The sequence below is a fragment of the Paraburkholderia sp. CI2 genome (assembly GCF_014201055.1).
Lineage (GTDB): Bacteria > Pseudomonadota > Gammaproteobacteria > Burkholderiales > Burkholderiaceae > Paraburkholderia > Paraburkholderia tuberum.
In genome coordinates this window covers 1-20,543 of record NZ_JACHDL010000039.1, presented here as the reverse complement: position 1 = coordinate 20,543, position 20,543 = coordinate 1, and the positions used below count along the sequence as shown (strand labels likewise).

The 20,543-nt window shown below is 60.0% G+C and carries 16 protein-coding genes and 2 pseudogenes; 12 read left to right on the top strand and 6 right to left on the bottom strand.

Annotated features, from left to right (window positions below):
* Nucleotides 1-28 precede the first annotated feature (28 nt).
* The 12 genes and pseudogenes from HDG32_RS33700 to HDG32_RS33645 all read left to right on the top strand — a co-directional run bounded on the left by HDG32_RS33700 (nucleotide 29) and on the right by HDG32_RS33645 (nucleotide 15,006).
* Nucleotides 29-634, top strand: coding sequence for a hypothetical protein (locus HDG32_RS33700; RefSeq protein ID WP_221307952.1), 606 nt, complete (start codon nucleotides 29-31; stop codon nucleotides 632-634).
* Complete coding sequence (locus tag HDG32_RS33695; protein WP_184073919.1) at nucleotides 588-1,298, top strand: ABC transporter ATP-binding protein; 711 nt, start codon at nucleotides 588-590, stop codon at nucleotides 1,296-1,298. Before HDG32_RS33700 ends, HDG32_RS33695 begins: the two co-directional genes overlap by 47 nt.
* The gene (locus HDG32_RS33690; RefSeq protein WP_184073917.1) at nucleotides 1,291-1,968 is read left to right on the top strand and encodes an ABC transporter ATP-binding protein; all 678 of its coding nucleotides are present in this window, start codon (nucleotides 1,291-1,293) and stop codon (nucleotides 1,966-1,968) included. The genes HDG32_RS33695 and HDG32_RS33690 overlap by 8 nt, the downstream gene beginning before the upstream one ends.
* Nucleotides 1,965-4,616, top strand: coding sequence for an ABC transporter permease (locus tag HDG32_RS33685; RefSeq protein WP_184073915.1), 2,652 nt, complete (start codon nucleotides 1,965-1,967; stop codon nucleotides 4,614-4,616). The genes HDG32_RS33690 and HDG32_RS33685 overlap by 4 nt, the downstream gene beginning before the upstream one ends.
* Nucleotides 4,617-4,844: 228 nt before the next feature.
* Nucleotides 4,845-5,138: pseudogene (locus tag HDG32_RS33680) on the top strand (IS30 family transposase); the annotation flags it as partial.
* A 313-nt stretch (nucleotides 5,139-5,451) separates the two neighbouring features.
* Complete coding sequence (gcvA, locus tag HDG32_RS33675) at nucleotides 5,452-6,360, top strand: transcriptional regulator GcvA (protein WP_090805019.1); 909 nt, start codon at nucleotides 5,452-5,454, stop codon at nucleotides 6,358-6,360.
* Between the two features lie 287 nt (nucleotides 6,361-6,647).
* Nucleotides 6,648-9,146 carry a CoA transferase gene (locus HDG32_RS33670; protein ID WP_184073913.1) on the top strand — a complete coding sequence of 833 codons (2,499 nt, stop codon included), beginning with the start codon at nucleotides 6,648-6,650 and terminating at the stop codon, nucleotides 9,144-9,146.
* 377 nt (nucleotides 9,147-9,523) lie between these two features.
* A complete protein-coding gene (locus HDG32_RS33665) occupies nucleotides 9,524-10,615 on the top strand; it encodes an ABC transporter ATP-binding protein (RefSeq protein WP_090805787.1) in 1,092 nt (363 codons plus the stop codon).
* A 39-nt stretch (nucleotides 10,616-10,654) separates the two neighbouring features.
* A complete protein-coding gene (locus HDG32_RS33660; protein ID WP_184073911.1) occupies nucleotides 10,655-11,692 on the top strand; it encodes an ABC transporter substrate-binding protein in 1,038 nt (345 codons plus the stop codon).
* A 52-nt stretch (nucleotides 11,693-11,744) separates the two neighbouring features.
* A complete protein-coding gene (locus HDG32_RS33655; protein ID WP_184073909.1) occupies nucleotides 11,745-13,007 on the top strand; it encodes an ABC transporter permease in 1,263 nt (420 codons plus the stop codon).
* A 4-nt stretch (nucleotides 13,008-13,011) separates the two neighbouring features.
* On the top strand, nucleotides 13,012-13,851 hold the full coding sequence (locus HDG32_RS33650) for an ABC transporter permease (protein ID WP_184040168.1): 840 nt from the start codon (nucleotides 13,012-13,014) through the stop codon (nucleotides 13,849-13,851).
* A gap of 147 nt (nucleotides 13,852-13,998) precedes the next feature.
* The gene (locus tag HDG32_RS33645; RefSeq protein ID WP_184073907.1) at nucleotides 13,999-15,006 is read left to right on the top strand and encodes an MDR family oxidoreductase; all 1,008 of its coding nucleotides are present in this window, start codon (nucleotides 13,999-14,001) and stop codon (nucleotides 15,004-15,006) included.
* Nucleotides 15,007-15,119: 113 nt separating this feature from the next.
* On the opposite strand, the gene HDG32_RS33640 is transcribed toward HDG32_RS33645, so the two are convergent.
* From HDG32_RS33640 to HDG32_RS36860, 6 genes and pseudogenes are all read right to left on the bottom strand, one after another.
* The gene (locus HDG32_RS33640) at nucleotides 15,120-16,631 is read right to left on the bottom strand and encodes a CoA-acylating methylmalonate-semialdehyde dehydrogenase (protein ID WP_184073960.1); all 1,512 of its coding nucleotides are present in this window, start codon (nucleotides 16,629-16,631) and stop codon (nucleotides 15,120-15,122) included.
* Between the two features lie 154 nt (nucleotides 16,632-16,785).
* Nucleotides 16,786-17,943, bottom strand: coding sequence for an iron-containing alcohol dehydrogenase (locus tag HDG32_RS33635; RefSeq protein ID WP_184073905.1), 1,158 nt, complete (start codon nucleotides 17,941-17,943; stop codon nucleotides 16,786-16,788).
* A 48-nt stretch (nucleotides 17,944-17,991) separates the two neighbouring features.
* The gene (locus tag HDG32_RS33630; protein ID WP_184073903.1) at nucleotides 17,992-18,195 is read right to left on the bottom strand and encodes a hypothetical protein; all 204 of its coding nucleotides are present in this window, start codon (nucleotides 18,193-18,195) and stop codon (nucleotides 17,992-17,994) included.
* A gap of 668 nt (nucleotides 18,196-18,863) precedes the next feature.
* Nucleotides 18,864-19,127 carry a hypothetical protein gene (locus HDG32_RS33625; RefSeq protein ID WP_184073902.1) on the bottom strand — a complete coding sequence of 88 codons (264 nt, stop codon included), beginning with the start codon at nucleotides 19,125-19,127 and terminating at the stop codon, nucleotides 18,864-18,866.
* A 304-nt stretch (nucleotides 19,128-19,431) separates the two neighbouring features.
* Complete coding sequence (locus HDG32_RS33620; RefSeq protein WP_184073900.1) at nucleotides 19,432-19,803, bottom strand: hypothetical protein; 372 nt, start codon at nucleotides 19,801-19,803, stop codon at nucleotides 19,432-19,434.
* A 565-nt stretch (nucleotides 19,804-20,368) separates the two neighbouring features.
* Nucleotides 20,369-20,543 (bottom strand): annotated as a pseudogene (locus HDG32_RS36860) (Tim44 domain-containing protein); the annotation flags it as partial.

Sequence of the window (20,543 nt, the reverse complement as noted above, 5' to 3'; positions counted from 1 at the left end):
GCAGCGCGATTACAGGACAGGAGGCACTATGCAAGGCAGAACTCGGATCAAGGGGTACTTCCGGTTACTGCCCATGGCCATCTTTGCCGTCGCTGCCCTGATCGGCAGCGCGACGCAAATCGCGGGCACGCCAGCGATGGCAACAGAACGGCCGGTCACGCCGGAAAAGAATCCACCCGGCGACATTCCAGACACCCAGGTCTTCATCACCTACGCCTCGCCACTGGGTTTCTCGCTCAAGGTACCTGAAGGCTGGGCGCGAACGGATCATCCCGATGGGGCAGGCTTCTCGGACAAATACAACGCGGTCGACGTCACCGTCACATCCGCTCCCCGTGCTCCCACTGCCACCTCCATAGCCAGTCATGAGGCGGCGGATCTCGTCCAGGGCGGTCGTGCAGTCAGGATAGCGGCGATCAGGCAGGTCATGCTGCGATCCGGCCCAGCGCTTCTGATCGTCTACACATCGAATTCCGGACCCAACCCGGTCACCAACAGACAGTTGCGCCTGGAGAGACATCGCTATCTGATCTACCGGGGCGGCAAGCTCGCTACCCTTGATCTCTCTGCCCCGCTTGGAGCCGACAATGCCGATCAATGGAAACTCATCTCAGATTCGTTCCAATGGCGTTGACGCGCAGCCGCTGGAAGCGTTTGAACTCTACCGTTTCTTCCGTAGCGGCGATGACGAAACGGCCGCGTTGCGCGGTGTGTCGCTGCGACTCCGGGCAGGAGAATTCGTCGCGCTGATGGGGCCTTCCGGAAGCGGCAAGTCCACGCTTCTGGCTTGCCTGGCCGGGCTGGATGAACCGGATGGGGGACATGTCGAGGTGATGGGGCTGCGCCTGTCGCGACGGCCCGAAGCGGTTCGCGCCGCGTTGCGCGCGCGGCACATCGGTATCCTGATGCAATCGGGCAACCTGTTCGAGCACCTCACGGTGGAGGCCCATATGCGGCTGCAGATGTCACTGTCCAGGCAGTCCAGCCAACGGACGATCGATCACCTGCTCGAGGTGATGGGACTGGGCGGGCAACGCCGCGCACGCCCCTCGCAACTGTCGGGCGGCGAAGCGGCGCGCGCCGGGCTGGCGGTTGCCCTGTCGTCGAATCCTCGCGTGCTGCTGGCAGACGAACCGACAGCGGAGGTGGACGCGGCCACCGAAACGGACATCCTGAACCATTTGATGGAACGATGCCGCGCCGGAGTCGCAGTCCTGATCGCGACGCACAGCATGGCACTGGCGTCACATGCCGACCGTCTGCTCGGCATTCAGGATGGGCGCCTCACCCATGTCTGACACCCTGATCAAGGCCCAGTCAGTGGGCCGGCGCTATCAGCAAGGCAGGGTGTCTGTCGCCGCAGTCGCGTCTGCGACATTCCGCCTGCACGCGGGCGATCATGTCGCCCTTGTCGGGAGATCCGGGAGTGGCAAGTCGACCTTGTTGCACCTCATGGCAGGACTCGACGCGCCGACAAGCGGCGCGATCTGTTGGCCCGCGTTAGGCACCGCGGACACGCTTCTGCCCGCGAAAATTTCGCTGGTGTTCCAGGTGCCGAGCTTGCTGGAGCCGTTGACGGTGAGTGAGAACGTCGCACTGCCGCTGCTGATGGCGAAAGCGACCTGCGATATCGGCAAGGCGGTGGCGGATGCGCTCGCCACCTTTGGTCTTGAGCGCCTGATGGCCAGGCTGCCCGAAGAGCTGTCGGGTGGTCAGATGCAGCGTGTCGCGATGGCACGGGCGATCGTCGGAAACCCGCGCGTGATCCTCGCCGACGAGCCGACTGGCCAACTCGATCAGCCGACCGGCCGCGCCTTCCTTGACGCACTGGTGGCCCATCTCGCCGGCACCGGGACGGCACTCGTCATCGCCACCCATGATCGGGCGGTTGCGGAACGCATGGATAGCGTCTGGTATCTCGAGCGCGGCACGCTCATCGACGCTCCCAACACTGCGGGGGCGATATGACTTGGCTGTGGTTTTTGGGGCTGGTCCAAAAACGCAAGGCGCGCCTCGCAGGCGCAGCGGCGGGCATCGCGATCACCGTCGCGTTGCTGGCCTCGCTCGGCGCATTTCTGGCCCAAAGCACCGCTTCCATGACGCGCCGCGCCATCGCGGGCGTACCGGTTGACTGGCAGGTGCAACTGGTCTCCGCGACCACCGCCCAGTCGGTCACGGCAGCCATTGGACAGGCCGCAACAGTTTCCCGGCTGCAGACGGTCGGCTATGCCGATGTCGCGGGTTTCGAGGCCCATACCGGCGCAAGCGTGCAGACGACCGGCAAAGGCAAGGTGCTTGGCCTCGATGCTGCCTATGTGCGCGACTATCCAGCGCAGTTCCGGACCCTGCTCGGCCGCCTGGATGGCGTGCTCATCGCACAACAGACGGCGGCCAATTTGCATGTGACGGTCGGCGACGCAGTGACGATCCACCGTATCGGCCTGGCGCCCGTCGATGTCAGGGTGGCTGGCATTGTCGATCTGCCGCATGCTGACTCGCTGTTCCAGGCGGTCGGGGTTCCGGCCGGGGCGGCACCGCAAGCGCCACCCGACAATGTGCTGTTGATGCCCATTGACGAGTGGCACCGCCTGTTTGACCCGCAGGCGGCGATCAGGCCGGATTCGATTCGCGTACAGCTGCATGTCCGCTTGGCGCATGACCGGCTTCCAGGCGATCCGCAGGCGGCTTTTGAGGCGGTACTGGGTGCGGCGAGGAACCTCGAGGCTCGCATCGCGGGCAATGGTATCGTGGCGGACAATCTGGCGGCCAGGCTCGACGCGGTACGCAGTGACGCGCTGTACGCCAAGGTCCTGTTTCTCTTTCTCGGCGCACCGGGGGCGCTCCTCGCCACCTTCCTGACGATGGCGGTGGTGGCATCCGGCGCCGGCCGGCGCCGGCGCGATCAGGCGCTGCTGCGAATTCGTGGCGCCTCGCGCGCGCGGATCATGAAACTGGCGGCGGTCGAAGCCGCGTGCGTGGGTATGGGCGGCACGATTGCCGGACTGGTCCTTGCGACGCTCGTGTCGCGCATGCTGCTCGGCGTGGATATGCTCGCTGTTTCCGCTGTCGGCTGGATCGCCGCCGCCCTGGCTGGTGTTGTGCTCGCCCCTGCCATCATGCTTGCCACAGCCTGGATCGATGCCAGGCAGACCACGGTCGCGACCGCCCGGATGACGATCGGCTACGATCACGCCGCGCTCTGGCAACGCATCGGCCTCGATTTCATTTTCATTGCCCTGTCGGCTGTCATCTTCTGGAGAACATGGAGTACGGGCTATCAGGTCGTGCTGGCGCCCGAGGGAACGCCGTCATCATCGATCGATTACCCGGCGTTTCTCGCGCCGGTTCTGCTATGGCTGGGTCTCGGCCTGCTGGCGGTCAGGGTGTGCCTGACGGGACTCAGGCGGGGTCGGGCACGTCTGGCCAGGTGGCTGGACCCCATTGCGGGCTCCCTGGCGGGCATTGTTGCCGCGGCCCTCAGCCGACAGCGGAAACGCATGACACAGGGTATCGCCCTGGTCGCGCTGGCCTTTGCTTTCGCAACATCGACCGCCATCTTCAACACAACCTACAACGCGCAGACGCGCGTCGACGCTGAACTCACGAACGGCGCAGACGTGACGGTCACCGGCACGTCGCAGGCACCGGCGTCAACGAAACTCAGGGAACTCGCGGCACTCCCGGGTGTGAGCGCGGCGCAGTCGATGCAGCACCGGCTCGCCTACGTCGGCACGGACCTGCAGGACCTGTATGGCATCGACGCGAGGCACATCGGGGAGGCAACGAGGATGTCAAATGCGTATTTCGTGGGCGGCAATGCGAAACAGACGCTGGACGAGCTCGCGCGAACACCCGACGGCATTCTCGTTGCGGAAGAAACCGTCAGGGATTTTCAGTTGCAGGCGGGTGATGAGCTCAATCTGCGTCTGCAAAATGCACACGATCACCAGTATCATGTTGTCCGGTTCCACTTCATTGGCGTCGTCCGTGAATTCCCGACCGCGCCCCGTGACTCCTTTCTGGTCGCGAATGCCCGTTACGTGGGACAGCAGACCGGTGCGGATGCAGCGGAAATCGTTCTGTTGAAGACGTCCACCTCCCCCGCGCAAATTGCTTCCGCGGCGCGGGGCATTGTTGCCTCGCTGGCAGCGGTGCAGGTCAGCGATGTGGGGCAGGCCCAGCATCTGATCGGATCCAGTCTGACCGCCGTCGACCTTGGCGGCCTGACGCGACTGGAGCTTGCCTTCGCCGTCGTTATGGTGGCCGGCGCGGCGGGGCTCGTTCTCGCGCTCGGTATTGCCGACCGGCGGCGCACCTTTGCCATTCTTTCAGCCCTCGGTGCGAAACCCCGGCAGCTCGGCGCGTTTCTGTGGAGCGAGGCCCTACTGCTCCTTGTCACCGGGACCAGCATCGGCTTACTGACCGGTTTTGCGCTCGCATGGATGCTGGTCAAGCTCCTGACCGGGGTTTTCGATCCACCGCCCGAATCTGTCAGCATGCCCTGGCTTTATTTGACTACCGTGGTCGGCGTGGCGTTGCTCTCAGTTGTCTTCGCAGTGATTGGGGCGCAGTGGGAAACGCGCATTCCGCCAGTCCAGCGCATGCGCGAGATTTGACAGGAACGCGCTTGCCACCGAAGGTCAACCGGAATCCGGTAAGTTTTCGCATGGAACGGTCGGATGGCAGCGGCGCAGCACTCCGCCGCTGCCATCCGACCGCTGCGACGTTAATGCCACCGCCTCGTCGTCCACGAGGTCGGGTTTTCAGCGGACATTGCCTGCAATCGGTCCCGAAACCGTAGTTCCTGCAGCGACGCGGGGCGAAGCGACTTCCTGATCAGCAAAGATGCCACCGCCGCGTCGGCCCTGGCCGGCTTCACTGCCAAACTCAACTCGATTGCCGCACCGCTGCGCCAGAGCTTTACCTACGACCAGGGCAAGGAGATGACCCGCCATCACGAACTCTCTGCCGCCACCGGCGTGAAGGTCTACTTCTGCGACCCGCACAGCCCCTGGCAGCGCGGCACCTGTGAGAACACCAACGGGCTGCTGCGCCAGTACCTACCCAAGGGCACCGATCTATCGATCTACAGCCAGGACGAACTCGATGCGATCGCCGATAGCCTCAACCATCGACCCCCGTGCGACGCTCGACTCTCACTCGCCGCTCCGGGTGTTTGCCGCGATGCTCGCAGCCGCCAGTCAGTCCTCAACTCCCATCCATTGAACCCAGTGTTGCACTTCGTTCTTGAAACCGCCCCACCAGGCTTGTCGTTTCAGAGTGTTCGAAATTCCGCGCTAACATAGGTTCGATTGCCCAATTGGATGGAGTGAGCAGGCACTCGTCGACGCCAGGGAATGCCGCCGCGTCCGCGGGTCTAGTGGATCTTGAGTTGCCGCAACACGCAACTAATCCACGAAGTCGGACAGCTTTAGTCAAACGGTCTGCAGAATGAGAAAACGATTACCTCCGCTTAACTGGTTGCGCGCATTTGAATCCTCTGCCCGGCATCTCAGTTTCACCCATGCGGCGACAGAGTTGAGCCTGACCCAGGCGGCGGTAAGCCAACAGGTGAAGGGACTCGAGTCGCAGTTGGGGGCAGTCCTCTTTAAGCGCTTGCCAAGAGGACTCGAGCTCACTGAGGCCGGGCTAGCCTATTTGCCGGTTGTCCACGAGGCCGTAGAGCGACTGGCGGCCGCAACTGAAGAGATCTTCGGGCAAGGTCACGGCAGAGTCCTTACCGTTCGGGTCAGCCTGGTGTTTTTTACCCATTGGCTGGCAATGCGCTTACCCGACTTTCGTGAACGCCACCCCGAGGTCAATCTGCGTATCACCAGCAACATATGGGGGGGCGATTCGAGCGTGACCGACGTCGAAGCCGATATGGAAATCCGCTATGGACATGGAGAATGGACGGGACTCAAGGCCGAGCGGCTGACCTGGGATACGTTGCTGCCGGTCTGCGCCCCATTCTTGCCCTCCGAACAGGCGCCACTGGCTACTCCGAAGGATCTCCGTTACCACGAACTACTCCACGTCCTGGGCTACGAGGAGGGCTGGGGATACTGGTTGAAGAAAGCAGGCGCGGGACAGGTCGACTCTTCGAAGGGAATGCAGTTCGATACCTTGATCTCTGCTTTGAGAATGGCCGAGCTTGGTCAAGGGGTGGCCTTGGCGCGCTCGTCGCTGGTCCAGTCGATGCTGGACACCGGGCAACTGATAGCGCCTTTCAAATCCCGGCTTACGACCAGTGAAGCTTTCTACCTGGTCTATTCTCCTCACAGCATTGTCAACCCTGATGCCGCGGCGTTCGTGGCCTGGTTGAGTGCGAAGGCTCAGGAGGGGCGTGCGCGAAACTGATCAGGCAGGTTGACATCGCACGTCCATTTCGCCGGGCTGCCAGTGATCGACTGGTCATTTTCCTGCGCGTTCACTCCGTTGGCCTCAGCCATAAATAAAATAGCCCCATCCTCGTTTTTTTTATTGCTTTACCGGCTCCCCGTTGTATCCGACAGTGATCCCCAGTTCGTCGCCAAGGCCACTCGCCTCGCATTCGAAATGCGGTTGATTGGTGCTGGCGGCGACCCACCACAATGATGACCTGCGTTTCGAAAGATCTGCAGGTCCTGGAGATGAGTCGGTGAGCCATGGGAAAGCATGATCAACTGCCTTTTAGCGGCGTGAAAGTCATCGACTTTGGCCAGTACATCGCCGGCCCGGCCGTGGCGATGATCCTGGCGGATCTCGGCGCCACCGTCATTCACATCGATCCCCCTGCTGGGCCGCTTTGGGACAGCCCGGCCAATGCCGTACTGAACCGCAACAAGTATTGCTTGCAGCTTGACCTGAAGTCCGCGCAGGGGCTCGAGGCGGCCATGGCATTCATCGCGCGTGCCGATATCGTGATCGAGAACTTCCGGCCGGGCGTCATGACCCGGTTGGGCCTGGACTTCGCCGAGCTGCGTCGTCAAAGGCCCGAGCTCATTACGCTGTCCATCCCTGGTTTCGCCAGCAACGACCAGTTGCGTCGTCACTGGCGCGCCCTCGAGCCGATTATTGCGTCGGCCTCCGGGGTATTCACCGATATGGGTCAGAACCGCGTACTGATGGGGATAAACCCGAGTTTTTCGCCGCTGCCGCTAGCCTCGTCCTACGGCACCATGCTGGCTGTCTCCGCGGTGGCACTCGCTCTGCAAGCGCGGGAGCGCACGGGAGTGGGCGATCAAATCGAGGTACCTCTGGCCGCGGCGGTGATGGAGGGGCTGTCTTACAACTCGATCAAGATCGACGGTTATCCCGAACGCTACAAGACCTTGCGCGAAAAGGAAATTGAGCGGCGGCGGTCGGAAAATCTTCCGATGAACCTCAGCTACGAAGAACTGCAAGAATACCTCGACCCCTTTTACCGCACATACGAGTGCGCGGACGGTCGCAAGTTCTATGCGGTATGCCCGTCACACCGCTCGCACGCCAGGCGTTGCCTTCAGGCGATGGGGTTGTACGAGGAAACGCTATCTGCCGGGCTGCCGACAGTGAGCGACCCCTACCTTCCTATCTCTCAGTGGGAGGGGGATGCCTCACTCGGTGTCTACCCGTTGCCTGACCATTGGGCCCGGCGCATTTCGGCACGCATGAAGGAGGTGTTCCTGACCAGGACAGCGACCGAGTGGGAAAAAATTTTCGGCGAAGGCCGGTTTCCCGGTGCGCCCCACCGATCGACTCAAGAATGGTTGCATGACGAGCACGCCAACGCCGCGGGTCTGGTGGTCGATGTCGACGACCACCAGTACGGCAACATGAAACAGCCCGGCGCGATCGCCTGGCTGGAAGACAGTGCCGACTTGATGCTCTCGCCCGACTCACGCCGCACGGTGAGTCTCAAAGAAGCCCTGGCCATCCTGGATAAGTGCGCGCCCACGGCACTGCCGCCCCCATCTGAACAGCATGTTGGCGGCTGGCTTGACGGTGTGCGTGTCCTCGATCTGACCAATGTCATCGCGGGTCCGCATTCGACCTCCTACCTCGGCCGGTTCGGCGCCGAGGTTATCAAGCTCGACCCCGTAACGCCCAACTATGATCCCTGGAACACAGTGGTCTTTGGCATGTCTTCGGGCCGCGGCAAGCAAAGCGTCCTGGTCGACCTGAACCACCCTGACGGACGCGAGGTGTTTAACCAATTGGTTCGTTCGGTTGATGTGATCGTGATGAATGCACCGGATCGTCAACTGGCACCTTTGGGTCTTGACGAAGTCAGTCTCCAGGCCGTCAACCCTGGCGCGATCTTCTGTCAACTGGATTGCTTTGGGGGACCGCGTCGCGGCCCGCGGACCGATTATCTCGGTTACGACGACTTGATCCAGGCAAGCACCGGCATCATGCTGCGCTTCGGCGGCGGCATGGCAACGCCAGAGGAACACGCTCACGTCGGAACCATTGACGTGAATTGCGGGTTCGCTGCAGCGCTCGGCGTTGGCGCCGCGTTATATCGCAAAGCCAGAACCGGCCAGATCAGCCGTGCCCGGACCTCCCTGGCATCGCTCGGCAACCTGGTGCAGATTCCCTTCTGCTACGACTACCCACGGCGGGCCCCGTTCGATGAGCCTTCCGGCCGTAGCGCCCAGGGCTTTGGCAACCTGTCACGCTTCTTTCGGGCCGCGGATGACTGGTTGTATGTGGACGCCAGCGAAAAGGAACTGGACAAGCTAAACGCCGTAGAGGGGCTGACGGGCATCCGCGACGCGGCAGATCCCGCAGCGTTTCTCAGCTCCGCGTTTGCCACGGTCTCCGCCGAAACCTGGCAGACGCGGTTGCAAGCGGCCAATGTGGCGGCAGCCATTCCGGACAATATCGACAACTTGCGCCAACGCTACAGCCGCCCTGCAGACAATCGTCCGGGTATCGATAACGCCAGCTATTCATTCAGTGTGTATGCCGAGCATCCGAGTGGACGACGCGTCATCCAACTCGATCCTTTTGCGATTCGCCCTCACGTTGCTCCGATCCGCGCACTGGCGCCAGCAGAAAAGTTTGGTGCCTCGACGCGAGGGGTTCTGCGCAAGATGGGCTACAGCGATACCCAGATTGCGACGTTGATTGCGCGAGGGGCGGTCGGCGAAAGCTGGTGCGAAGAGTACTTGCCCAGCTGAACACGTCACCGTTGCGGGCAAGCCGGAACAAATCGCGACCGCTCCGCTGATGTGTGGGCGTGGCCGATAGCAGCAAGCACCCTGGAAGAAAAAAGGCTGTAGCGAAGGGGTGTTCGAATATTTATAAGATTGGAGACGAAGATGCACGTACGACACCGCAAGCTCCCGGGTACCGAAAACACCCGGCGAGGCGCAGAAATCGTTATCGAGAACCTCAATCGAGCTACGCAGCACATGGCGCGAAAACGCCCATGGCGAGGCACGGGGAAGGAGGTGCCCTGTGCGCCTCCCTGTCGCCGCAGCCGATCTGCAGACACAGCACTACCGCCTGCACTGCCAGGTGCCTTGCGCACCGAAAGACATTGAGGGTAACGATCATGCAAGACCAGGGCAACACATTTGTGAGCTTCCGCAATGTTCGGAAGACATACGACGGAGAAACACTCGTCGTCAAAGACCTGAATCTCGACATCCAGAAGGGGGAGTTTCTCACTTTGCTTGGTCCGTCTGGCTCGGGAAAGACCACCTGTCTCATGATGCTCGCCGGGTTTGAATACCCAACCGATGGAGAAATCTGGCTGGATGGTCAGTTACTCAATCGTATTCCGCCGCATAAACGCGACATTGGAATGGTATTTCAGAACTATGCACTCTTTCCACACCTGACCGTCGGACAGAACCTCGAGTATCCCCTCAAGGTTCGCAAGATGCCGCCAGACGAGCGGGCCGCGCGCGTCAAGCGGGCGCTCGAGATGGTCCACATGGAAAAGTTGGGTAAGCGAATGCCAGGTCAGCTCTCAGGCGGTCAGCAACAGCGAGTGGCGCTTGCGCGTGCGTTGGTGTTCAACCCAAAGCTTGTGCTGATGGACGAACCGCTTGGCGCGCTGGACAAACAGCTGCGCGAGCACATGCAGATAGAGCTCAAGGCATTGCACGAATCTCTTGGCCTGACCTTTGTGTACGTCACACACGATCAAGGTGAGGCGCTCACGATGTCTGATCGAGTGGCGGTCTTTGATCAGGGGGTGATCCAACAGCTCGACCGGGTCGACTCGCTCTACGAATCGCCGAGGAATCTGTTTGTAGCCAACTTCATTGGTGACAGTAACCGGGTGGAAGGCACCGTCGTAAGCCGGGATGGTAATTATTGCGAGTTGCGCATTGCAGACGGTACGACCGTACGTGCGCTGAATGTTGCCGGGCTCAATGTCGGTAGCCACGCCACAGGGGTGATCCGTCCCGAGCGGCTCTCGATTGGACGGCAATCCGAACAGCAGCGCAATGTCATCAACAGCGAAACGCTTGGGATGATCTACTTCGGCGATCACGTCCGGCTACGCTGCCGCTGCCCCGGAGAAACAGAGTGTTTCGTGAAGGTTCCGCTCGGACAGGACGGGGCGGCCCATGTCCAACCGGGAAATCGAATCGCGTTGTCGTTTCATGAAGATCATCTGAGAGTTTTCAATTGACCACGCGTAGCGAAATCACCTTGTGCCAAGGAGAACGAAATGAGGTTCTTTAGAAATACGGTCGGCGTGGCTGCCATGATGTGTTGTTCCGCTTTCGCATTGGCCGACGGCCTTACGACGGTCAATTACGGTGGCGCCGTGGGGAATGCCCAGAAGGCTGCCTGGGTTGAACCGTTCTCGAAAGCGAGCGGTATTCCGACGATTGCGATTGAGTACACGGGCGAAATGGCCAAAGTCAAAGCGATGGTCGACGCCAAAGATGTCACGTGGGACGTCGTTGAAGTCGAGTCGGCAGACATCGGACGCGGCTGTCAGGACGGACTCTTCGAGAAGCTCGACTGGTCGAAGATCGCGAAAAAGGGTGATCTGGTGCCTGGATCGGTGACTCCCTGCGCTGCCGGCACATTCGTGTGGTCGACCGTGCTGGCATACAACCCGACGCTGACGAAGGGCACGCCACAGGGCTGGAAGGATTTTTGGGACGTCAAGAAATTTCCTGGCAAGCGTGGCATGAAGAAGGAGGCGCGTTATAACCTCGAGTTCGCACTGATGGCAGATGGCGTTCCGGCGAAAGACGTGTACACCGTGCTGGGCACGGAGGCTGGCGTCAATCGGGCGTTCAAGAAGATGGACGAGCTCAAGCCACACATTCAATGGTGGGAGGCTGGCGCACAGCCGCCGCAGTTCCTGGTCGCCGGTGACGTTTCGATGTCCACCGCGTATAACGGCCGCATCGACGCCGCAATGCGGGCAGGGAACAAGAACCTGGGTATCTCGTGGGACCAAAGCATCTATGAGCTGGACTTTTTCGTGATTCCGAAGGGCTCGAAAAATAAGGATGCAGCCGAGAAGTACATTGCCTACGTGCTCGAACCTCAGGCTCAAGCTGCGTTCGCGCGGCTCATTCCGTACGGGCCAACCAACAAGAACGCTTTAAAGTTGCTCGATGCAGCCACTCTTGAAAACCTGCCTAACTCGCCGAAGCACAGCAAAACCGCTATCCCCAACGACGTAGAGTTCTGGACCGACCACGGCGACGGGCTGGAACAGCGTTTCACCGCGTGGGCAGCGAAATAACGCGAATCGCGTACCCGTCGCTCGAACGCATGGGTACGCGAAGGAGAGAGACATGAGCGCGGTAACTACTCAGCAGCAGGATTGGCATTTGCGTGAGCTCAAGCGATCGCTTAGGAACGTGAATTTACGTAAGCAAATGGCGGCGCTGGCGCTGGTCGCTCCTCTTGCTATTTTCATTTTTCTGGTATTCGTGATGCCCGTTGCATCCATGATTTCGCGGTCGATTCAGAGTCCGGAAGTCGTTGACGCGTTGCCACACACGACGGCGGCGCTGCGAAACTGGGATCGGAAATCGGCAGTTCCGGATGACGCTTTTCGCGGGCTGATGCTGGATCTCGAGCGCAACGGCGGGAACAACAGTTCGGGTACCGCTGCCGGTCGACTGAACGGGCAGAAGGCGGGTTTCCGTTCGTTGTTTTACAAGACTTCGAGCGCACTTCCGTTCGGCGACGATGATTCAGCGCTGCCTGCGCACGAGGTTCGACAAAAGCTGATCGAAATCGACAGGCGTTGGGAAGATCCTAGTTACTGGCAGGTAATCGCTAAAGATTCATCCCGATACACAAGCCAGTATCTCCTCGCGACGATGGACTTCCGTCGCAATTCTGCCGGTGACATCGTTCCGGTTGATCCAGGCGCCTCGGCATATCGGGAGATATTCAAGCGAACGTTCGTGATTAGCGGCCTGGTAACGCTCGCCGCGCTGCTCCTCGGCTACCCCCTGGCATATTGGATCTCCAGTCTGCCGGCGGGTAAGGCAAATCTGCTGATGATCCTGGTGCTCCTTCCCTTCTGGACTTCGATCCTCGTGCGGATCTCCGCCTGGATCGTCATCCTTCAAGGATCGGGCCTCGTCAACAAGGCGTTGCTGTCGCTGGACCTGATATCGTCTCCATTGACACTGCTGTTCAACCGGACGGGGGTGCTGATCTCGATGACTCATATCCTCCTGCCGTTCATGATTCTGCCGCTGTACAGCGTCATGAAATCGGTGCCAGCCAGCTATACGAAGGCAGCGATCTCGCTGGGTAGTCACCCGTTCGGCGCGTTCTGGAAGGTCTACTTTCCGCAAACGCTGCCAGGAGTCGGCGCCGGCGGACTGCTGGTATTCATCACGGCTTTGGGCTACTACATTACTCCGGCATTGCTGGGCGGAGCCGGCGACCAGATGGTGAGCTACTACATCGCCTATTTCACGAATGTGGCCTTGAACTGGGGGATGGCGTGCGCACTGGGAGCGGTTCTGCTTCTCGTGACGTTGATACTCTTCGGTGTTTATCGAAAGATAGTCGGCAACGAACTGAAGGTAGGTTAGGACCATGAAAACGACCGTATCGCGTTTTGCACCTTATACATCGGCCCCCGAGATCGCGTGGCACTACTTTTTGCGATCGACCAATGTCATGATCCTGCTTTTTCTGGTCTTGCCGATACTGGTGATCATCCCGCTTTCTTTCACGGACAATACATTCCTGGTCTATCCGATACACAAGTTCTCGTTCAAGTGGTACCACAATCTGTTTACGTCGATTGACTGGCTTCGTGCCGGAAAAAACAGTTTCATCGTAACCCCGCTTGCCACGATCTTGGCCACTGTCCTCGGGACGTTGGCTGCGTTGGGCCTCAACAAGGCGACGTTCAAAGGCAAAGGCGCGCTGATCGGCATTTTGATCTCGCCGATGATCGTGCCGGTGATCGTCACTGCCGTCGGGATGTATCTGTTCTTTGCGAAGTGGGGGTTAGCCGGGTCGTACCTTGGTCTGATTTTGGGTCATACCGCTATCGCGGCTCCATTCGTGGTGGTCACTGTCAACGCCACCCTTGCCGGGTTCAACCAGAATTACGTGCGCGCGAGCCTGAGCCTCGGTGCGTCGCCCGTCACGACGTTCTTCTCCGTCACCCTGCCCATCATTGCGCCGGGCGTTATTTCTGGAGCCCTGTTTGCATTCGCCACGTCGCTCGATGATGTCGTCATCACGATGTTCATCGCGGGTCCGACACAAGGTACATTGCCGTTGCAGATGTTCATCGGCCTCCGGGAAAACATTACGCCGACGATTGCTGCCCTTGCGACAATTCTGATTGTATTTTCGAGCCTGCTTCTGGTGACGATGGAGTGGCTGAGGTCCAGAAGCGCGGCGCGACAGATAGCGACGTGACATCGCTTGCCGCGGCACCTGTCGCCCTGTTCCTGTGCAAGCCGTCAGGCATCGGGCGTAGTGGTACATCCTTGCATGGTTTATGTTGTCCGGATGTACCATTTCGCCTTGCCTGCCCGCCTGCGTTCACCGTGAGAGAGGACAAGCATGGCTTTTTCAGCCCTTTATCTGCAGCAGAATGACAACGGTTTTTCGGCCGGGGTTACCAGCCTCGATGACCGAACCCTCGATGAGCATCCCCTCGCAGCCGGCGAAGTGCTCATTCGTATCGCGCACTCGACGCTTAACTACAAGGACGCGCTAGCGGTCACGAACCGCGGTCCGGTCGTGCGCGCCTGGCCAATGGTCGCGGGTATCGATGGCGCCGGCGAGGTGGTGACATCGACAGATTCTCGCTGGAAAGCGGGCGATATTGTCCTCGTCAACGGATGGGGCCTCGGCGAAACACACTGGGGGTGCCTCGCAGAGAAAGCCCGCCTGAAGGCCGACTGGCTGATTGCGGTACCGCAGGGACTATCAACGGCCGAAAGCATGGCAATCGGGACGGCCGGCTACACGGCGATGCTATCCTGCCTTGCGCTGGAACAGGCCGGTGTCAAGCCGGCCGACGGTGAAGTGCTCGTGACCGGCGCGAGCGGCGGGGTGGGCAGCGTGGCAATCTCGCTATTGAGCAGTTGGGGATTTACGGTCGTGGCGTCGACGGGCAAGCCGGAGCAGGCGCATTTTCTGAGGCGTATCGGCGCCGCCGATGTGGTCGATCGGGACTCGCTGTCGGCAGCCGGCAAGCCGTTGCAGAAAGAGCGCTGGGCGGCGGTTGTGGATTCTGTCGGCTCGCATACGCTTGCCAACGCATGCGCACAGACGAAATATGGCGGCGCCGTAACGGCATGTGGTCTCGCGCAAGGCATGGAGTTCCCGGCGAACGTTGCGCCTTTCATTCTGCGCGGTATAAAGCTGTTGGGCATCGACTCGGTCATGTGTCCGATCGCTCATCGTCAGATAGCGTGGAATCGGCTCGCTGCCGATCTGGATCGAGCAAAGCTCGCCGAACTCACGCACCTGATAGCGTTGCACGACGTGCCGCAGGCAGCCGTGCAAATGATGGATGGAAAGCTGAGCGGTCGAACGGTTGTCGACATTCGCCGCGACGCATGATGTCGGGCGCTTCCGTACGGATTTGAAGGCCTGCGACTTCAGGACCGGTGGTGTGCTCTCCCGTGCCGGGATGTGGCAGCACGGGAGCTGTAGCGGGTTTTGCAGTGGAAAGACTACCTCGCCGTCGGCATCGCGAATTCGGCACCTTGCTCGATACTCTCCGGCCAGCGTTGCATGATTGACTTCTGACGCGTATAGAACCGGACGCCTTCCTCGCCATACGCGTGCGTGTCCCCGAACAAGCTACGCTTCCAGCCGCCAAATCCGTGCCACGCCATCGGTACCGGGATCGGTACGTTGATGCCAACCATTCCAACCTCAATTCTCCGGCCGAACTCGCGCGCGATGTGTCCGTCGCGAGTGTAACAGGCGACGCCATTGCCGAATTCGTGCGCGTTGACCAGGTCGACGGCCTCTGTAAAGTCCTTCGCACGAACGCAGGACAGCACCGGTCCGAAGATTTCCTCTTGATAGATGCGCATCTCGGGTGTGACGTGGTCGAACAACGTGGCACCGGTAAAAAAGCCTTCCTCGTGCCCCGGAACTTTGAGGCCACGTCCATCGACAACCAGCGACGCGCCTTCTTCGACGCCAATCGCGATGTAGTTTTCAATGCGTTCGACCGCCTGACGTGTGACGATCGGCCCCATCTCGGCGTCGGCCTCCATGCCGTTCTTGACTATTACGGAGCGTGCTCGATCAGCGAGCCGCGGAATCAGCTTGTCCCCAACGTCGCCTACGAGGACTGCGACCGAGATCGCCATGCACCGTTCACCCGCGGAGCCGTAGCCTGCGCCGACCAAAGCGTCGACGGCTTGATCAATGTCAGCGTCGGGCATCACAACCATGTGATTCTTCGCTCCGCCAAGCGCCTGGATCCGTTTTCCGTGCTTTGCCCCCGTCTCGTAGATGTAGTTGGCAATCGGCGTCGAACCGACGAAACTGATCGCTTTTACGTCAGGATGCTCGAGTAGTGCGTCCACGACTACCTTGTCCCCCTGCACGACGTTGAACACTCCGTCAGGCAACCCGGCTTCCTGCAGCAGGCGGGCCATGTAGAGCGAAGCTGAGGGATCACGCTCGCTGGGCTTCAGAATGAACGCATTGCCTGCGGCAATCGCGATCGGAAACATCCAGCAAGGAACCATGCACGGAAAGTTAAAAGGCGTGATTCCCGCGACAACGCCGAGGGGTTGCCGGGTCGTCCAGTTGTCGATGTCGGTCGACACCTGTTCCGTATGGTCGCCCTTCAGCAATTGCGGGATGCCGCAGGCAAACTCGATCACATCAATGCCCCGTGCTACTTCGCCTTGCGCATCGCTGAACACTTTTCCATGCTCGGCCGTCATGATCGCTGCCAGCTCGTCCTTGTGCTGGTTCATCAGTTCGAGAAAGCGGCGCATGACGCGCGCGCGACGGATGGGTGGCGTATCGCTCCATCCCTGGAATGCCCGTGTCCCTGACGCTACTGCGGCACTTACGTCGGACGCGTCGCCGAGGTGCACCATGCGTGCAGGAGAACCGGTCGCGGGGTTGAATATCGGCTGCTGTCGAGTACCTGAGCCAGGCACGCGGCGACCGTTGATGAAGTGAACCACGTCTGCGTCGTCCTTGAAAGGCTGCATTTCATACTCCTTGCTGGGATTGGAACAGGTTCTAAGTGCCGCAAAAACGGGCGATGGGAACAGGGTTTTGCCTTCCGATGGCAAGAGTTGTTGTTGCATCTGAATGACCGTCACTTCGACAGATCAGATGCGGTTTTTTTGAGGGGGAATTCGCTTACCAGAGATCGCGGTAGAGCTCGACCATTTCCGCGACCGAGGGCACGCGTGGGTTATTGCCAGGCGAGCCAGAGGCCAGAGCCTGCTGTGCCATGGTCGGCATTAAGCTGAAGAAGCGCTCGCGGTCGATACCAAATTGTTCGGGCGTCGGCACCTGAAGGTCAGCGTTGATCGACCGCAATTCAGCGAGCAACCTGGCATTGGCGGTCTGCGTACTGTCCTGCCTGTCGGCCACGCCCATGGCACGAGCGCAATCAGCGTAGCGTTCTTCCGCCGCCGGGATCGAGAACGCGGTCACACTGGGCAGCAGCATGGCGTTGGACAGGCCATGGGGAACGTGGAAAAAAGCGCCGATCGGTCGACTCATGCCGTGTACCAGCGCCACGGATGCAGCGGAGAACGCCACACCCGCGAGCGTCGAACCGAGCATCAGGGCTTCGCGGGCGGCTGTATCCTGGCCGGATCGATAGGCTTTACGCAGATTGGGGCCAATCAAGCGCATGGCCGCCAAGGCCTGACTGTCGCTGTACAGGTTGGCTTTTTGGCTGACGTAGGCCTCGATCGCGTGGGTCAGCGCATCAATACCCGTATCGGCGGTGACGCGCGGCGGCAGGCTGAGGGTCAGGTCGTAGTCGACCAAGGCTGCCACGGGCATGAAGCCGATGCCCACACAGAGCATTTTTTCGTCGTTCTGTTCGTCAGTGATGATCGTGAAACGGGTCACTTCCGAGCCGGTTCCCGCAGTGGTGGGCACCGCGATAATGGGCAACCCAACCTCGGTAACGATGCGCGGAAATTTATAGTCGCGCATTTCTCCACCATGCCTGGCAAGAATGCCAATCGCCTTGGCGCTGTCGATCGGACTGCCGCCGCCCAGTGCAATGATACTGTCGTAGTCTCCTGCGCGAGCCTTCTCCACGCCAGCTCGAATCGAGTCAACCGTGGGCTCGGGGACCGTATCAGCGAAAATTTCGGCTGTCATGCCATTGGCGGCGAGATTTTCCTGAATGCTCCCGGCATAGCCCAACTGCACCATCATCTTGTCGGTGATGATCAGAGGTCGACTGCAGCCGAGAGTCGCCAGAACCGTGGGAACTGTCTCGCTGGCGTGGGCGCCGACCTGGAGGATGCGCGGCAAAATCACATGGTTAGACATATCGAATCCAGTATGAATGACGGTTAAATATAAGAAGCAATCCGGGATCTAATCATTAATTGAAGTCTTCATCTCGATGCCTAGTCCTTCTGATAATTTGGATAACCAGACATCGATATCTTTGATATTGGGAATGGTGAAACTTGCCGGAGCGGTATAGTTTTCGGTGTTCGTTAATTCCCAGTTAGGCATCACCTGTTCGAGAGGTCCCTGCAGGCGTGCATCGCGATGACGCAATAAATCCAGCGTCATTAACAGAGATAGCGGCAAAGTGATATGCCCATGGCCGGGCCGGCCGTGCGTTGCCCGAAGTGAATGGCCCTGACTTCGTAAGCCGATAGTTGATTAAGCTTCAACATGACTCATCGTCTCGTCTCCCGGACCCGCAGATTTGCTGCAATGCAGGTCATCATTGTCGTCGGTAGCCGTCAGCACTGATCAATCGCGTTTCGGCTGCAAGCTGCCGTGGCGGCGCGCTGAGGTTACTGTCGGTTAGAACGAGGAGCGGGTAAAGCAATAAAAAAGCCGATGATGGGTCCGCTTTACTTATGGCTATGGCCGTCGGGGCGAGGTGGAAGGCTATTTTTGCCCATCCCCCGCCGAACTGAGCGATCTGAAGAAGCAGTTACATTAATCTCGTCCACGTCATGTGAGCGGTCGCCGCGCGCGAGAGCGACCTTCGGCGGGGACATTTGCGCTGATGCGCCCCGCTGCCCTCGATCGATATTACAAGCAGTTCTTCCCCGCTTCGAACACGATCTCGGTCGCGACGTTCGGCTGGTGCGAGCAGGAATGCTTTACTTGCGTATAGGACTTCAACGCCTGATGCCCTCCAGTGGCGCCACACAGACTGAGCGTTCGGCGCTGCAATGGCCGTTGCCAAGCCGGATCTTGAGGCGGGTGCCGCGCCTCACAGCGATCTAGCGCCGCTGACTCAGCAAGTCGAATTGGCGCTGTTGTCTCAGCGAATTCAGTTCGCGCTGCTGCCTCACCAAATCCAGGTCGCGCTGTTGTTTCAGTAATTGGAGTTGTTCGTTCTGGAGTTCGATCTGTTGCTTCTGCGCTTCCAATTGCGCTCTATAGGCCCCCATGCTTTGGTCAGCCAGCGCTTCCTGCGGGTAAGTCTGCGCGTAGGCGAGGGAACAGCCAGCCGTCAATGTCGCAGCAACGATAAGTGCTTTCATGATGCCCCCGGGCGGATGCTCTTTTGAAATATTTTAGGCCAGAAAGGTGGGGCATCGGCGGGACCGACGTGGCTGTCGGCGTCGTGCCTGGATCGGTGATTGCGTATGTTGAGCGAGCGGCGTGCGTGGCAACGAGAGGCCGGCATCGACCCGTGACTGCCTTTCGACTCCTACCGTTGAGCGACCGCACTTGGTCCAGCAGCGGGCGGTCGCAGCCGCGAACGCCACATCACCTCTCGGTTGAAGGCACGAGCCCGCGATCGATCGCCAGTCACGGTGCCTGGCCTGATCTGATGAAAAAGCGCTACTGCGAAACTGGCGCGTTAGATGGTGCGTCCGCTGGCATCTGCGGTAGTGGCACTGCTGCTGCGTTGTTCGTGCCGCTGCCCGTCGCTCCCGTTTGCCCGCGATGGCCTCGGTGCGAACTGCGTACCACGGTGGGCTCGCTCGCCGCCACCGGCCGCATTGGCGGATGCGCGATGTACTGAAAGTTTTCATTAACCGCGCTATTGCCCGTATCGAACGACCGGTGGATGAACGCGCTGCTACTAACGGGTGAACTGGCTTGCGCGAAAGCCATCGGCCCGATCGACATCATGGCTGCGCCCACCGCCGCACTCACGGCAAGAATGTGCATGAGCAGACCGGCATTACGGGCTGTCGGACGTGCTTTCAATTTACGTCTCCTTCAATATACGTGCGGTTCGCAACCGCTTGCAGCGGGCAGCCGTTTTACCGTTGGGTACGCTGGCTCAAAAAATTGGCCCACGTTGAGGAGGCGCGGGCCGAGCGGAGAAAAACACGAAGCGCTGCCGGGGGAAAAGGCCAGACCAGTCTAGTCCGAGTCATGGAAAAGAAGGTTTCATACTGGATTACAGGTGTTACTCGATATAACTGATCGATGAATCGCGCCGGGAATTCTCCGGATCTGGTGCGAGTTGCCTGCTGCCCACTCCCGAAACAGCGCTTGAAAATGAAGCTGGCTCGTCCGGCGAATCATCGGTCGCCGTCGCTTCGCCAAGTGGCGACTGATAGCTCATCAGCAGACGTTCGCCAACCGACTGCGAAGGACCGTTCGTGGCCGACCATCGCCTCATGCGCCCAGCGTTCACCACTCCGCAAGTGGCGCTCGACTTTCTCACGCACGGTCGCTGGCGAAAGGTTGGTCTCAGGTAGTTCCGCGGCGCGCACCACCCTCACGAGTAACCGGCAGCAGGCCGCTGCCGGTTTCAACTACGCTCTCATCCGTCAATTTGCTGAATGCCGGCCAGTCGCCACGCCTGGTTGCCACGTGCGTCGCTGACCATGTTCCAGACTTCCCGGAACGGCTGGGCAGTCGGCGCATCGTCTTCCCGCATTTGACCGTAAAAGCGAACGCTAACCAGCGTTTCATCCGCATTGCGTTCTGTGCCAAGC